The 15482-nt window shown below is 61.7% G+C and carries 15 protein-coding genes and 1 tRNA gene; 3 read left to right on the top strand and 13 right to left on the bottom strand.

Going from position 1 to position 15482, the window contains the following annotated elements; translation table 11 throughout:
• Window positions 1-29: 29 nt before the first annotated feature.
• The 3 genes from dusB to JQN68_RS11555 all read left to right on the top strand — a co-directional run bounded on the left by dusB (window position 30) and on the right by JQN68_RS11555 (window position 3624).
• Window positions 30-1007: a tRNA dihydrouridine synthase DusB gene (gene dusB, locus JQN68_RS11565; protein WP_225072374.1), complete on the top strand. Its 978-nt coding sequence runs from the start codon at window positions 30-32 to the stop codon at window positions 1005-1007.
• A complete protein-coding gene (locus JQN68_RS11560; RefSeq protein WP_225072375.1) occupies window positions 1004-2125 on the top strand; it encodes a two-component system sensor histidine kinase NtrB in 1122 nt (373 codons plus the stop codon). Before dusB ends, JQN68_RS11560 begins: the two co-directional genes overlap by 4 nt.
• A gap of 65 nt (window positions 2126-2190) precedes the next feature.
• On the top strand, window positions 2191-3624 hold the full coding sequence (locus JQN68_RS11555) for a sigma-54-dependent transcriptional regulator (RefSeq protein ID WP_225072376.1): 1434 nt from the start codon (window positions 2191-2193) through the stop codon (window positions 3622-3624).
• Window positions 3625-3704: 80 nt separating this feature from the next.
• On the opposite strand, the gene dnaB is transcribed toward JQN68_RS11555, so the two are convergent.
• The 13 genes from dnaB to JQN68_RS11490 form a co-directional block, all read right to left on the bottom strand.
• A complete protein-coding gene (dnaB, locus tag JQN68_RS11550; protein WP_225072377.1) occupies window positions 3705-5072 on the bottom strand; it encodes a replicative DNA helicase in 1368 nt (455 codons plus the stop codon).
• Between the two features lie 68 nt (window positions 5073-5140).
• Entirely contained in the window at window positions 5141-5587 is a 447-nt protein-coding gene (rplI, locus tag JQN68_RS11545) for a 50S ribosomal protein L9 (protein WP_225072378.1), read from the bottom strand.
• Between the two features lie 20 nt (window positions 5588-5607).
• Window positions 5608-6573 carry a DUF2232 domain-containing protein gene (locus JQN68_RS11540; RefSeq protein ID WP_225072379.1) on the bottom strand — a complete coding sequence of 322 codons (966 nt, stop codon included), beginning with the start codon at window positions 6571-6573 and terminating at the stop codon, window positions 5608-5610.
• 13 nt (window positions 6574-6586) lie between these two features.
• Complete coding sequence (rpsR, locus tag JQN68_RS11535) at window positions 6587-6865, bottom strand: 30S ribosomal protein S18 (protein WP_225072380.1); 279 nt, start codon at window positions 6863-6865, stop codon at window positions 6587-6589.
• 28 nt (window positions 6866-6893) lie between these two features.
• Complete coding sequence (gene rpsF / locus JQN68_RS11530) at window positions 6894-7262, bottom strand: 30S ribosomal protein S6 (RefSeq protein ID WP_225072381.1); 369 nt, start codon at window positions 7260-7262, stop codon at window positions 6894-6896.
• A gap of 137 nt (window positions 7263-7399) precedes the next feature.
• Window positions 7400-8494 (bottom strand): redox-regulated ATPase YchF, encoded by a 1095-nt coding sequence (ychF, locus tag JQN68_RS11525; RefSeq protein ID WP_225072382.1) that lies wholly within the window; start codon window positions 8492-8494, stop codon window positions 7400-7402.
• A gap of 79 nt (window positions 8495-8573) precedes the next feature.
• Entirely contained in the window at window positions 8574-10586 is a 2013-nt protein-coding gene (locus JQN68_RS11520; protein WP_249621202.1) for a sodium-translocating pyrophosphatase, read from the bottom strand.
• 19 nt (window positions 10587-10605) lie between these two features.
• Window positions 10606-11181, bottom strand: a complete 576-nt coding sequence (gene pth, locus JQN68_RS11515) for an aminoacyl-tRNA hydrolase (protein WP_225072383.1) — start codon at window positions 11179-11181, stop codon at window positions 10606-10608.
• A gap of 14 nt (window positions 11182-11195) precedes the next feature.
• On the bottom strand, window positions 11196-11792 hold the full coding sequence (locus JQN68_RS11510; RefSeq protein ID WP_225072384.1) for a 50S ribosomal protein L25/general stress protein Ctc: 597 nt from the start codon (window positions 11790-11792) through the stop codon (window positions 11196-11198).
• A gap of 53 nt (window positions 11793-11845) precedes the next feature.
• Window positions 11846-12784: a ribose-phosphate pyrophosphokinase gene (locus JQN68_RS11505; protein ID WP_225072385.1), complete on the bottom strand. Its 939-nt coding sequence runs from the start codon at window positions 12782-12784 to the stop codon at window positions 11846-11848.
• A 142-nt stretch (window positions 12785-12926) separates the two neighbouring features.
• A tRNA-Gln gene (locus JQN68_RS11500) sits at window positions 12927-13001 on the bottom strand.
• A 38-nt stretch (window positions 13002-13039) separates the two neighbouring features.
• The gene (ispE, locus tag JQN68_RS11495) at window positions 13040-13909 is read right to left on the bottom strand and encodes a 4-(cytidine 5'-diphospho)-2-C-methyl-D-erythritol kinase (RefSeq protein WP_502799361.1); all 870 of its coding nucleotides are present in this window, start codon (window positions 13907-13909) and stop codon (window positions 13040-13042) included.
• Between the two features lie 133 nt (window positions 13910-14042).
• Complete coding sequence (locus tag JQN68_RS11490; protein WP_225072387.1) at window positions 14043-15449, bottom strand: DUF8689 domain-containing protein; 1407 nt, start codon at window positions 15447-15449, stop codon at window positions 14043-14045.
• Window positions 15450-15482: the final 33 nt, after the last annotated feature.

The following is a 15482-nucleotide window of genomic DNA, read 5'->3' as shown; positions in this document are numbered from 1 at the left end:
CGTGATAAACTGCGCAAAAATTGTGCAATATGAAGATTCAAAACCTGAACCTAGTCAATAATATCCTGCTGGCTCCCATGGCCGGCATTACCGATCTGCCCAGCCGGTTAATCGCCCGACAATATGGCGTCGGCCTGGCCTTCACGGAGATGGTCAGCGCCAACGGTCTGATCCGGGAAGGGATCCGTTCCGTGGAACTGCTGCGCACGATCCCCGAGGATCGGCCCCTGGGCATCCAGCTGTTCGGGGAAGACCCGGCGGTGCTGGCCGAAGCGGCGCGCATGGTGGAAGGTTGGGGCGATTTGCTGGACATCAACATGGGCTGTCCGGTGAAGAAAGTGGTCCGCTCCGGCGCCGGCAGTGCCCTCATGCAGACCCCGCAACGCGTGGCTGCCATCGTCGCCGCGGTGCGCAAGGCCACCGCCGGACCCCTGACGGTCAAGCTGCGGGCCGGCTGGGATGCCCAGTCCGTCAACTTCCTGGAGGTCGCCCGCATCGCCGTGGCGGAGGGCGCGGATGCCGTCATTCTGCATCCCCGCACCCGCAGCCAGGCTTTTTCCGGCCAGGCCGACTGGCGTTTGATCGCCGAGTTGAAAGCGGCACTGCCGGTGCCCGTCATCGGCAGCGGGGATGTCTTCTGCGCCGCCGACGGTCTGCGCATGCTGCGGGAAACCGCCTGCGACGGCATCATGATCGGTCGCGGCAGCTACGGCAACCCCTGGTTGATCCGGGACTTGCTGCTGGCCCTGCAGGAGCGGCCGGCACCGCCCTGCACGCCACGTGAGCGCCTGGCAACGGCCATGCGCCACCTGCAGTTGACCGTCACCTGGCGCGGTCCGCGCCGGGCGCTGTTGGAGATGCGCAAACATTTGTGCTGGTACGTGCGGGGCATGCCGGGTGCCGCGACTTTCCGCATCCAGGTCAACCAGGCTGCCGACATTCCAGAACTCATGACCGCCCTGGAACACTTTTTCCGGGCTGTTGAAAAAGGCGAATCGCAACCATGACCGATGAACGCCCGCAGGATCTTTCCCTCTACATGAGGGTTCTGGAGAACATGGAGGAAGCGGTCATCGCCGTCGACGACCTGGAACGTGTCGTGCTGTTCAATCCCGCCGCCCAGGTTTGCTGCGGTTTTTCCGAGCGCCAGGCGCTGGGACGTCACCTCGCCGACCTGTTCAGCGACCAAAGCGAGCTGTTGAGCATGACCCGCACCGTGCTGGAGACGGGTCGCTCCTTCACCAGCCACGAGGACGTGTTGCTGCCACGCTATCTCGGCGACCCTTTGCCGGTGGGTCTGTCCGTGGCGCCCTTGTACAGCCTGCAGGGAAGGCTGGAGGGCGCCGTCCTGATCCTGCGGGACCAATCCCAGGTACGGCAACTGGAAGATACGGTTCGTCAAGCCGATCGACTGGCCATGCTCGGCACCCTGGCCGCCGGTCTGGCCCATGAAATCAAGAACCCCCTCGGCGGCATCAAGGGCGCCGCCCAACTGCTGGATTTGGAACTGCCACCGGAAAGCCCCCTGCGGGAATACACCACGGTCATGACCCGCGAGGTCAACCGGGTCAACGATCTCATCGAGGAACTCCTGGATCTGGCGCGCCCCCACCCCCTGCGGCCGGGCGCGGTCAATTTGTCCCGGGTGCTGAGTGACCTGGTACTGTTGCAGAAGCAGAGCTATCCGAACAAGAGCATCGACTTCCAGATGCAACTCGACCCCAGTATTCCTCCCATCCGCGGCGACGAGAGCCTGCTGGTCCGACTGTTTCTGAATCTGCTCAAAAATGCCGCCGAGGCCATCGACGAGGCAGGCACGGTGACCATCACCTCGCGGGTCTCGGGCCAGTACCGCATCAACCGCTCCAGCGATCAGCGACCGGTCCCGCTGGTGACCATCGAGATCCGCGACACGGGCCGCGGTATCGAACCAGACGCCCTGGATCGCATCTTTACCCCGTTTTTTTCCACCAAGGTCAAAGGCTGCGGCCTGGGTCTGGCCATCTGTCAGAAGATCGTCACTGATCACGAAGGGTTTCTCAAGGTGGAAAGCACCTCCGGGCAAGGCACGGTATGTACCGTGGCGTTGCCCATGCACCGCGGCCCGTTCCAGGCAGGCGCCTGATTCGCCCTGCAGCAAACGTTCCGGCCGGGATTTCGCTCCCCACGCCGCCAATTCAGGATTTGCCCATGTCCATCCAACGTATTCTGGTCGCCGATGATGAAGAAAGCATTCGCTGGGTACTCCGCAAGGCTTTGACCAAGCAGGGTTTTACTGTCGATCTGGCGGCCGACGGGGCTGAAGCCAAGGCCCTTTTCCTGCGGCGTCGCTATGACCTGGCCATCCTCGACATCAAGATGCCGGATGTCTCCGGTCTGGAATTGCTGAAATTTTTCCAGGAGCAGCGACCGGAGATGCTGGTCATCATCATCACCGCCGAATCCTCCATGAAGAACGCCGTCGAGGCCATGAAACTGGGCGCCTACGACTACCTCACCAAACCCTTTGACCTGGACGCCCTGGACGCCATCATCGTCAAGGCGCAGAAGGCCGCCGTGGCCGCCGAGGAGGTCTACCGCCTGAAGTCAGAGCTCAAGGACCAGTATCCTCTGGAGCGGGCCATCATCGGCAAAAGCAAGCCGATGCAGGAGATCTACAAGATGCTCGGCCGGGTCGCGCCGACGGACGTCACCGTCCTGATAACCGGAGAAAGCGGTACCGGCAAGGAACTGGTGGCGCGGGCCATCCATTACAACAGCCCGCGCGTCGGCAAGGCCTTTCTGGCCCTGAACTGCGCCGCCATTCCCCGGGAGTTGCTGGAGAGCGAACTGTTCGGCCACGAAAAGGGCGCCTTTACCGGCGCGACGGAGCGCAAAATCGGCAAGTTCGAACAGGCCGGCGGCGGCACCCTGTTTCTCGATGAAATCGGCGACATGCCTCTGGATCTGCAGGCCAAGCTGCTGCGGGTGCTGCAGGAACGGGAGATCACCCGCACCGGCGGCACCACCTCCATTCCCGTCGACGTGCGCATCGTTGCCGCCACCAACCAGAATCTGCGCGAGCAGGTCCACAACCGCGAATTCCGGGAAGATCTCTTCTACCGCCTCAACGTGGTGCCCATTGCCATCCCGCCCCTGCGCGAGCGACGGGACGACATCCCGCTGCTGGTGGAATATTTCATCACCCGCGCCCAGGAAGAGCTGAACGTGACCGCCCGGGGCTGCACCAAGGAAGCCATTGCCCTGCTGAAACGCTACGATTGGCCGGGCAACGTGCGGGAACTGGAAAACACCCTCAAGCGAGCCGCCCTGCTCTCGTCCGACCAGTTGCTGACTCCGGCGGATTTCCCCGGACTGTCCGCGGACGCCCCGCGCAAGGAAGCGGATGAATCCCTGGAGGCCCTCATTACCAACAAGCTTCAGGCCACCTTCTCGCCCATGGACGTCAACGAACTCTGCAATCTCTATCAGATGGTTCTGCACCAGATGGAGCGGCCCCTGCTATCCCTGATCCTCGAGAAGACTCGCGGCAACCAGGTTCGGGCCGCCGAAATCCTCGGCATCAACCGCAACACCCTGCGCAAGAAAATTCAGGTGCTGGACATTGATCTGAAGCAGTTCTGATCCGGCCCGACCAGAATGCGACACGGCCCCGCAGGTGATTCCTGCGGGGCCGTGTCGTTGGTATCATTGCAGCCGTAACGCTACCCGTCCGTGCGTCGCGACTGGTTTTCAAAGCGCGTGAACTGGCCAAGGAAAGTCAGGTGCACGGTGCCGATGGGACCGTTACGCTGCTTGCCGATGATGATTTCGGCATCCTTTTCATGCCCCTTGTCGCAGGTTCGCTCCTTGCTGCGGCAATCGTCGCAATAGACCGCCTCACGATAGATGAACATGATGACGTCGGCATCCTGTTCGATGGCGCCGGATTCACGCAGGTCGGCCATGATGGGACGTTTGTCGGTACGGTTTTCCAGGGAGCGGTTCAGCTGCGAGAGCGCCACCACCGGGACGTTCAATTCCTTGGCCAGAGCCTTGAGGGAACGGGAAATCTCCGAGATCTCCTGCTGACGGTTCTCGGAGTTGCGGCCCTGCATCAGTTGCAGATAGTCGACCACGATCAGTCCCAGATTCCGCTCCGCCTTCAGGCGACGGGCCTTGGCACGCAATTCCAAAACCGTGATGGCCGGCGTATCGTCGATGAAGATGGGCGCTTCCGAGAGCCGATCGGCACCGTCGGTCAGCTTCTGCCAGTCGGAATCCACCAGATGACCGGTGCGCAGGCGGCTGGCATCGACTCGGGATACGGAGCAGAGCAGGCGCTGCACCAGCTGCTCCTTGCTCATTTCCAGGGAGAACACCACCGTCGGCACCGGCGTGCCGGCATGCACCCCGGCATTTTCGATGAGATTGAGCACGAAGGCGGTCTTGCCCATGGACGGGCGACCGGCGATGATGATCAGATCCGCCGGCTGCAGGCCGGCCGTCATGTTGTCCAGATCGGCAAAGCCGGTGGGCACCCCGGTGACCAACTCCTTGCGGTGATAGAGCTGTTCGATCATCTCGAAGGTGCTCTTCATGATTTCCCGCGTGGAGAAATAGGACGGCCGGTTCTGCATGCCGCTGATTTCGAAGATGGATTTTTCCGCCCAGTCGAGGGTCGCCTCGATGTCCCCGCCTTCATAGCCGCGGCTGGCGATCTCCGTAGCCACATTGATCATCTGCCGGGCCAGGGACTTCTCCTTGACCAGTTTGCAGTAATAACCGATGTTGGCGGCGGTGGGGACGAAATCCACCAGGGTTCCCAGATAGGAGGGACCGCCGATGGCCTCCAACTCGCCCTTTTTCTGCAGCTCGGCGGTCAGGGTCACCAGATCGGCGGGTTCGCCCCGTTCGGACAGGTCGATAAGAGCGGAAAAGATGCGGCGATGGCTGTCCCGGTAGAAATCCTCGGGCCGCAGGATTTCCAGGGCCTTGTTGAGGGCGGCGTTTTCCAGCAGGACGCCGCCCAGGACGGACATCTCCCCTTCCAGGTACTGCGGCGGGAGACGGTGAGCGTTCAAGTCGGTCATGGAGGCATCAACGGCAAAGATGGGAAACGGGCTCACCGGACGCGAAGGACCGGTGAGCCCGCGGGGTATTACTCAGCGGCCGCGACGGTGACGCGAACGGTGGCGATGACGCCGGCATCCAGTTTCACCGGCACTTCGAAATCGCCGAGGGTTTTCAGGGGTTCCGCCAGCTGGATCTTCTTGCGGTCGACGTCGACCCCCTTGTCGGCCAGTTGCTGCTGGATTTCCATGCTGGTCACGGAACCGAACAGCTTGCCGTCTTCGCCGGCACGCATGGCAAAAGTGCAGGACAGTTTTTCGATCTGCGCCTTGAGCACCTGGGCCCCTTCCAGGACCTTCTGAGCCTTACGCTCCAGCTGCCGTTTTTGATGTTCCAGTTCCTTCACGTTGCGCAGGCTGGCTTCAACGGCCAGCTTGCGGGGCAGCAGAAAGTTACGGGCATAACCGGGCTTGACCTTGACCAGGTCACCGATCTGACCGAGACCTTCCACGTTTTCCACCAAGATGATGTCCATAGGTTCCTCCAATAAGGATCTCAATCCTTACGAATTCTGGGTTTACGGAAGTCAATCCATAAATCGAACACGCCGACTCCGGCCAGAAGCAGCCGCAGGGGGAAATAGGCCAGCAACATGAAATAGCCCATGCCCCGCAGAATCGACGGTGTGCCTTTTACGCCAAAATAATACCGGACAATTGCCAGCCCCTGAAGAAAATAGAGGCTCAGGATCACCAGCAGCATGTTCCAGGCCAGCCGCTGCAGGCCGCCGCCGAAGAACTGGCTGCCCAGACCGCAGACAATCAGCAGCCAGATCAAGTGCTCCGGCGCCTTCCACAGGGGGAAGGGTTTGCCGGCCGGCTCCCAACGGCCCCGGTTCAAACGAACCAGCATCAGGGTCAGCAGCAGCAACACGCTGCCAACCATGATCGCCGCCATGGCCGGATAAACGGCCATGATGGTATTTCCCGCCTGGCGCATGGCCGTTTCCCAGCTGGACGCGATCTCGCTCCCGGGGGCATTCTGGCCGATGACCGTCACGGTGCGGTCGATCTGCTGACGAACCCAACTGTCGGCCAGGATCAGAGGATTCTGTCCGCGGCGCCAGGCCCAGACCCCCCAACCCGCACCGGCACCGGTCAGGACGACACCGGCAGTCAGAGCCACGGCCCGATCCCAGGGCTGGTTGCGCCGCAGCAGCAACGGCAGCAGCCAGGAACCCAGGCCAAATTGCGCCAGGTACAGAAGCACCGCCGAGAAGGGCGCCAACCCGGCCAGGACCAGGGTAACCGTTGCCAGCGCCAAACCTGCCGCCACCGGTCCGCCCCGCAAACCCAGCAGGGCGACGGGGAGCGGTGTCAGGAACACCAGCGGCCCGCCCAGCAGCAGATGCATCTCAACCGGAACCGGACCAATGAGCCCCAAGGCCAAGGCCTGCAGGAGCAAAGTGGCCCCGACGGCGTACATCCAGGGCACCACCAGCCGGGTCAGGTCAACGCGCATGCCGCCCCGGCTGTCAGTCGAGGTAATGACCGGCGGTAAAGGGCATCAGGGCAATATTGCGGGCGCGCTTGATGGCCTCGCGAACCTTGCGCTGATGATCGGCACAATTGCCGGAAATACGCCGCGGCACGATTTTCCCGCGCTCGGTGACGAAATAACGCAGGGTCCGGACTTCCTTGTAGTCGATGGTCAGAGCCTTGTCGGCACAAAACCGGCAACCTTTGCGGCGGGTGAAGCGGCGCTTGAAAGGGGTGCGACCGGCGGCGCCGGAGGGTTTTCTATCTTCAGCCATGTGCATGTCTCCTTTGAGTGATGGGGGCTTATTCCGCTTCTTCCGCGTCAGCTTCTTCTTCGTCCTCATCGGTCATTTCGACCGAGGCGGCCGGAGCCGGCGCCTGCAGACCGTTTTCCAGCAGTACCGTCTGGAATTTGATGATGGACTCATCGATGCGCATGCGCCGTTCGAATTCCGCCACGATACCGGGTTCGCCTTCGAACACGGTCAGCACATAGCTGCCGCGACCCTGCTTCTTGACGGGATAGGCCAGCTTGCGCACCCCCCACTCCTCCTGCTTCAGGATGGTCGCGCCCAGTTCATTGAGCACCCCCTGAAACTTTCCGACCACGGCCGCGTACTCGTCACCGACCTTGTCCGGATGCACGATCAAGATGTTTTCGTAAGTCCTCATGCAACAATTCTCCTCTCGAGTGTTTAGCCCCGGTCCAGCCGGAGCAAGGAGTCGGCACCGAGGTGCCGCCAAAATTCCGAATTACGCTTAATAGCATATCGGCCTGCAAGTTTCAATGCCAATCTGGAAACCTGCCCTCAGACATTGAACCGGAAATGCATGACGTCGCCGTCCCGCACCACGTATTCCTTGCCTTCCAGCCGCAGCAGACCGCGTTCCTTGGCCTTGGCTTCACCGCCGGCGGATATGTAGTCGTCAAAGCCGATCACTTCGGCACGAATGAAACCCTTTTCGAAGTCGGTGTGGATGACCCCGGCGGCCTGGGGTGCCTTGGCGCCCTGGTACACGGTCCAGGCGCGCACCTCCTTGACCCCGGCGGTAAAAAATGTAATCAGCCCCAAAAGGCCGTAGCCGGCCCGGATCATGCGATCCAGCCCGGCGCTGCCCAGGCCCAAATCATGGAGAAATTCCAGCCGTTCGTCGCCGCTGAGTTCGGCGATCTCCGCTTCGATTTTGCCGCAGATGGGCACCACCTCGGCACCTTCGGAACGGGCATGCTCCCGGACCTGATCGACAAACGGATGCCGTCCTTCGAGATCGTCTTCGGCGACGTTGGCGATATAAAGCACCGGTTTGGCCGTCAACAGGTGCAATTCCCGCAACAGACCGGCTTCCTCGTCCGTCAACCCGGCGGCGCGGGCCGGCCGGCCCTCATTGAGCACGGTGCGCACCTTGACCAGCACCTGTTGCAGAGCCAGCATTTCCTTGTCGCCGCTGCGGGCCTGTTTCTCGATGCGGGCCATTCTCCGTTCAATGCTATCGAGATCGGCGAGGTTGAGCTCGGTCTGAATCACTTCGATATCGCGCAGGGGATCGACCCCGCCGTCGACGTGCACCACATTCTCGTCGTCGAAACAGCGCACGATATGGGCAATGGCATCCACCTGCCGGATATGGCCCAGAAACTGGTTCCCCAGGCCTTCACCGCGGCTGGCGCCCCGCACCAGTCCGGCGATGTCGACGAACTCGATGGTGGTCGGCAGCACCTGCACGGGCTTGACAATGGCGGCCAGTTGATCCAGGCGGGGATCCGGCACCGCCACGACCCCGACATTGGGCTCGATGGTGCAGAAGGGGTAGTTGGCCGATTCCGCCCCGGCCGAGGTGATGGCATTAAAGATGGTGGACTTGCCGACGTTGGGCAGGCCGACGATGCCGCATTTGAATCCCATGTTCCGCTTTCCTCACAAATAACGATAGCCGGGACCCAGGGTCCCGGCTATGGTTCGGCTTCTGGCCCTTATGGGGGCGTTATACCAGCAACGGTGCGATGACCAGCGCCACTACGCTCATCAACTTGATGAGGATGTTCATGGCCGGGCCGGAGGTGTCCTTGAACGGATCGCCGACGGTGTCGCCGACCACGGCAGCCTTATGGGCGTCGCCGCCCTTCTTTTCGCCGTCCAGGGAACCCTTTTCAATGTATTTCTTGGCGTTGTCCCAGGCGCCGCCGCCGTTGGACATCATCAGGGCCAGCAGCACACCGGACAGGGTAGCGCCGGCCAGCATGCCGCCGAGAGCTTCCTTGCCGATGATGAAACCGACCGCCACCGGAGCGATGACCGCCACCATGCCGGGCAGGACCATCTCCCGCAGAGCGGCGCGGGCGGAAATGTCGATGCATTTTTCCGGTTCGGGCTTGGCGCCCGGCTTGCCTTCCAGCAGGCCGGGAATTTCCCGGAATTGACGGCGGATTTCATCCACCATCTTGCCGGCCGCGCGGCCGACGCTGGTCATGGTCAGGGCGCCGATGAAGAACGGCAGGGCACCACCGATGAGCAGGCCGATGACCACCAGGGGGTTGATCAGGTTGATGGTGCTGAGCTTGACCGTGGAAGCATAGGCCGAGAACAGGGCCAGGGCGGTCAGGGCGGCGGAACCGATGGCGAAACCCTTGCCGATGGCGGCGGTGGTATTGCCGATGGCGTCCAGGCCGTCGGTAATCTTGCGGACTTCGGGACCGAGACCGGCCATTTCGGAAATGCCGCCGGCGTTGTCGGCGATGGGGCCGTAGGCATCGACGGTCATGGTGACGCCGACGGTGGCCAGCATGCCGACGGCGGCGATGCCGATGCCGTAGAGGCCGGCGAAATAGTTGGCGACGAAGATGCCGACGCAGATGATCAGGATGGGCACCACGCAGCTTTCCAGACCCACGGCCAGGCCGTGGATGATATTGGTGGCCGGACCGGTCTTGCTGGCTTCGGCAATGCGTTCAACGGGTGCGGCGGCGGTGTAATATTCCGTTACCTGGCCGATGGCGATGCCGGCCAGGGTACCGGCCAGAATCGCCCAGAACACGCCGTTATCGATATGGAAGGCCCGGATGATGAAGAAGGCCGCCACCAGAAAGCCGCCGGCGGCGACGAAGGTGGTATAATGCAGGGCCTTGGCCGGATCGATGGATTTGAGGAACTTCATGGAGCCGATGCCGATGAGGGAGAACACCAGCCCGACCATGGCCAGCAGCAGGGGCAGCAGCATGGCCGCCTGCTGGACGCCTTCCGCGCCGCCGAGTTGGAGCAGCAATTCCGGGCTGGCCGCCGCGGCGATGGCGATGGTGGCGATGATGGAGCCGACGTAGGACTCGAAGATGTCGGCGCCCATGCCGGCCGTATCGCCGACGCAGTCACCGACGTTGTCGGCGATGACGCCGGGATTGCGCGGGTCATCCTCGGGGATGCCCGCTTCGACCTTGCCCACCAGGTCGGCACCGACGTCCGCGGCCTTGGTGTAGATGCCGCCGCCAACGCGGGCGAACAGAGCGATGGAGGACGCGCCCATGGCGAAACCGGTCATGTACTGGGCCGCTTCCGGCGTGCCGAAGAGAATGTAGGCCACCCCGACCCCGACCAGGCCGAGGGAGGCCACGGCCAGACCCATGACGGCACCGCCGTTGAAGGACACCAGCAGGGCCTTGGCCTGGCCGGAAATCCGGGCCGCTTCGGCGGTCCGCACGTTGGCGCGGGTGGCGGCCTTCATGCCGATGAAACCGCAGGTCATGGAGCACAGGGCGCCGCCGAGAAAGGCGAAGGCGGTCTGGAAGTTCATGCCCATGGCAATGACGAAGAACACCAGCACGATAAAAATGGCCAACACCCGGTATTCACGACCGAGGAAGGCCATGGCGCCGTTGTGAATGGAGTCGGAAATTTCCCTCATCCGCTCATTGCCGACCGGCTGGGCTTTAACCACAGTGTACAACACGATGGCGAGCACGAAGCCCACCGCCCCCAGAATCGGAGCATACATTTGCAGTTCCATCACGAATCATCCCTCTCTGTTAATTGAATAAGTCCCGGTTGTTAAACTCGTTCATGGCCTGCTGTGCGCCTCCCTGCAACAGCATCTCCACGGCCGCAACCGAGTTTGCCAGCACATTCTCCAGCTCTCGTCTTTCACTCCCGGAAAAAGGGCTCAAAACATGGTCGGCAACATCGCCCGCGCCGACCGGCCGACCAACTCCGATGCGGACCCGAGCGAACTCGCCGGTCCCCAACAGGCCGACGATGCTGCGCAACCCGTTGTGTCCGCCATGCCCGCCACCGACCTTGACGCGCAATGCGCCGTAGGGCAAATCGATCTCATCGTGCACCACGATCAGATCCCCGGCGGCGGTTCCGGTTGCCTGGCAGGCCGACTGGATACTGATACCGCTGCGATTCATATAGGTTTGGGGCAGAAGAAGCATGATCTCCTGCCCGGCAAACCGACCGACACCATAGAGGCCCTGGTGTCCCTTTTTCTTGAGTGCGATGCCTACCCGGTCGGCAAACCGCGCCACCACCATGAAACCGATGTTGTGACGGGTGTCACGGTATTGCGTACCCGGATTCCCCAGGCCAACCAGCAATTTCAAGGCGACCTCGGCCCTTATTCGGCCTCGCCTTCAGCGGCCGTCTCATCCGCACCGCCGCGGCCGGTAACGGTGATCACCGTGAAGTTGACGTCCGGGGGCAGTTCCACGCCGACCGGCAACACCACGTTCTTGACGTGCAGGGCATCGCCAATGGCCAGGGCGGTCACGTCGATTTCGATGGCGCTGGGAATCTGGTGCGGCAGACAGACGACTTCCAGCTCGTGCCGGATGACCTGCAGCACCCCGCCCTCCTTGACACCGGCGGCTTTGCCGACGGCGTGGACCGGAACCATGACATGAACCTTGCTGGTCAGGTCGATGGCCTGAAAATCGGCATGAATCGGAACCATCTTCACCGGATCGGTCTGCAGCTCCTTGAGAATGACGACTTTGCCATCGAAAGCGCCGTCACCCTTGAGGGCCAGCAGGGTGTTCCAGCCGGCCTCGCCGCTGATGGCCTGCTTGAGGGCCTTGGGATCCACGGCCAAGGCGCAGGGTTCCGTGCCCCGACCGTACATGACGGCGGGAATCAGACCCTGACGACGCAGACTGCGAGAAATCCCCTTACCCGACGACTGACGCGAACTGACGTTGAAATCCATGGGTGCCATTTATCCAATCCTCCAAAACTGAAATGGGTGTTGTCCTGCCAAAAACGCGATTTTCAGACAAAAAGGGAGCTGACCGATTCGCCGCCGTTGATGCGACGGATGGCTTCCGCCAGCAATTCGGCCACGGAGAGCTGCCGCAGGCGCGGGCAGGCCGACACCTTTTCCTGCGCCGGAATGGTGTTGGTCACCACCACCTCCTGCAGACAGCTGTCATTGATGCGTTCCAGCGCCGGCCCGGAAAGCACGGCATGGGTCGCGAAGGCATAAACCGCCGTGGCCCCATGGTCCTTGACGGCCTGGGCGGCCTGGCAGAGGGTCCCGGCCGTATCGATCATGTCGTCCACGATCATGCAGGTTTTGCCTGCGACGTCACCGATGATGTTCATCACCTGGGAGACGTTGGGGCCGCTGCGACGTTTATCGATGATGGCCAGGCTGGCATCGAGATGCTTGGCATAGGCCCGGGCGCGCTCGGTGCCGCCGGCATCCGGCGAGACGATGACCAACGGCTCGGTGAAGCGGCGCTTGATATCCTGCAGGATAACCGGCGCGGCGTAGAGATGATCCACGGGAATGTTGAAAAAGCCCTGAATCTGCCCGGCATGCAGGTCCATGGTCAACACCCTGCCGACCCCGGCGGTGGAGATCAGATCGGCCACCAGCTTGCTGGTAATGGGGGTCCGGGGGGCAACCTTGCGATCCTGGCGGGCATAGCCGAAGTAGGGAATGACGGCGGTGATGCGGGCGGCGGAGGCGCGCTTCAGAGCATCCGCCATAATGAGCAGCTCCATCAGGTTGTCATTGGCCGGAGCACAGGTCGACTGGATGATATAGACATCCCGGCCGCGAACATTTTCACCGATCTCCACCATCAACTCGCCGTCGGAGAAGGGCTTGACCCGGGCCGAACCGAGGGGCACGGCGAGATGCCCGCAGATTTCGCGGGCCAGCGGCATATTGGAATTGCCGCAGAAAATCTTCAGGTTGTTCACAACGGTACCCCTGTTCTTTGATTAAAAAAACGGCAGGCCATGGAAACCATGACCCGAAATGATGCCTTGCGACCCACCACGATGCTCCAGGAGGCAGACCGGAAAGTCACCGGCGATACCTGAGCGGGTCTGGCGTAGAGAGTGGCTGGGGCGCCAGGATTCGAACCTGGGAATGCCGGAATCAAAATCCGGTGCCTTACCGCTTGGCGACGCCCCATCAGAAAAACACAAGAGAAACTCAACGAATGCCTGCCATCACAGGGTGCATTCGTCGTCGACGGCAGCCACCGCGAAGGCCCGCCAGCCCGGTTCGGCCGCCAGCGCCTCGGCGGCCGCCCTGGCCGTCCGCTCCTCACGAAACACCCCAAAAACCGTCGGCCCGCTGCCGCTCATCAGGGCGCCTTCGGCACCCAAGTTCCGCAACCGCTGCTTGATGTCGCCGATCAAGGGAAAGTGCGCCATCGTGACCTGCTCCAGGTCGTTATGCAGCAACTCCAACAACTCTCCGAGCTCCCCGGAAAACCGCGGTATTTTAAGATCGCTGCGCGGGCTTGTCAACCGTAAATTTTGATAAACCCAGGCCGTCGAAACCTGCAGACCGGGATTGACCAGAACGTACCAGGCCTGCGGCACAGCGGGGACCGCCGCAAGTTCTTCACCGATGCCCGTCGCCCAGGCCGTGGTCCGGAAGATGAAAAAGGGCACGTCCGCCCCCAACTTCACCCCCACATCCATCAATTGACGCGGCGTCAAGCCCAAATCGAGCATTTCGTTGAGCCCCATGAGCACCGTCGCGGCATCGGAGGAACCGCCGCCGAGGCCGGCCGCCACCGGGATTTGCTTGTCGATGTCGATTTCCAGACCCTGCCGGCGTTCCGTCAGTTCCAGCAGGGCACGAACCGCACGGGCGGCAATGTTTTCCTGTCCCGGCGGCAGTTCGACCCCGGCACAGGAAACCCGCAGACCGTCCTGATCACGCAGGGTCATGGTGATGCGGTCGTAGAGGCTTACCCGTTGCATGAGCATGGCCAGGTCATGGTAACCGTTGGCTCGCCGACCCAATACATGCAGACACAGATTGATTTTGGCCGGAGCCAGAAAAGTTTTCGTCGTCACAGGCGCCATCCTCGGTTGGCCGCCATGGTTCCGGCATAGTCAGGAACCGAAAAAACGGCAGGGCGCCTATCTATTAATAAATCGCTCCGGGAATGTCAAGTCCTATCGGACCGGCCGCCGGCAGGCGGCGACCCCGCCGGACTCACCGGCAGACGAAATAATCCTCCCAGGCGGCAGTAATATGCTCGCGATCCATGACCGGCGGCGAGCCATGGTAGGAGGCATCCTGGAGAATATGGTCCACCAGATCCTGAGGATGGCAGGCGCTGAAGCGAATTTGCAGCCGCTCGTAGAAATTTTCCACCAGATAATCGAAAACCTGTTTGTCGAACACGATGCCGTTCAAATGACAGACCTGGCGGAAAATCTTTTCGTACTCCTCGTCGCTTGGATAGTCCACCTTGAATTTGTAGTGGATGCGTCGCAGGAAGGCTTCATCCACCAAATCCCGCGGCTCGATGTTGGTGGAAAAGATCACCAGGGTGTCAAAGGGGATCTCGAACTTCATCCCGGTGTGCAGGGTCAGGAAATCAATGCGCCGATCCAGGGGCACCATCCAACGATTCAGGAGTTGTTGCGGATCGACATGCTGACGTCCGAAATCGTCGATGATGAACACGCCGTTATTGGCTTTCACCTGCAGTGGAGCTTCGTAATATTTGGTGATGGGATTGAAGTCGAGGTCCAGGGTCCTCAGGGTCAGTTCGCCGCCGGCGATGACCACCGGCCGCCGCACCAGCAGCCAGCGTTGGTCAAAATCATCACCGCTGTGCTCCGGCGGCAGCGCTCGATGGCTGACCGGATCATAGACGTTGATGATTTCCCCCCTGACCAGCAGGGCATAGGGCATGTAGACCGCCCCGGGCAGCAAATCGGCGATGGTCTCGGCGATGGAGGTCTTGCCGTTGCCCGGCGGCCCGTAGAGGAATATCTCCTTGCCGCTGCTCAGGGCCGGTCCGAGGCGCCGTAACAAGCGCTGGCTGACCACCAAATGGGAGAACACCTTCTGCACCTGCTCTTCGCCGACCAGCACGCTGCGCACCGTCTGCATATCGATGACTTCCCGGTAGTCCTCCAGGACGACCGGTGCCGGTCCGACGTAGCGCGAGACATCCAGCAAAGCATTGGCGCGGCGGATGCCAGGTTCGGTAATGGAAAACTGGTAGCTGCTCTTGGCGTAGAGGGCCGCGCCCTTGACCTTGACGAAATGGTCCCGGCGCAATTCTTCCACCGCCAGGTCGAGGATGGGTGCCGGCAAGCGGACCCGGCCGACCAGTTCGGCCAGGGTGAAATCGCCCAGAAACAGGATATGCTTGAGAATCAGATCGGCGATGAAGTTCAGGTCCAGTCCCGTGTCCTCCACGGTCTGGGGCGGTTCCGGAGCTTTGCTAAAGGACGATTGCAGTTTTTTCTCATCCAGGTAACCCAGAGCACAGAGATTCTGGCCCAGACGGCCGCCCCGCAGGCGTTGGCGCTGCAACGCCATGTCCAGTTGCTGCGGCGAAATCAGACCTTCATCGACCAAGCGCTCTCCCAACGGTTTTTTCATTCTATGTCACCTCCCCGCGCAATCCATACCAAG

The organism is Desulfuromonas sp. CSMB_57 (assembly GCF_020194955.2).
Taxonomy (GTDB): Bacteria; Desulfobacterota; Desulfuromonadia; order Desulfuromonadales; family Syntrophotaleaceae; genus JAFCIY02.
The sequence above is the reverse complement of the archived record's forward strand: the minus strand, read 5'-3'. Positions and strand labels throughout refer to the sequence as shown.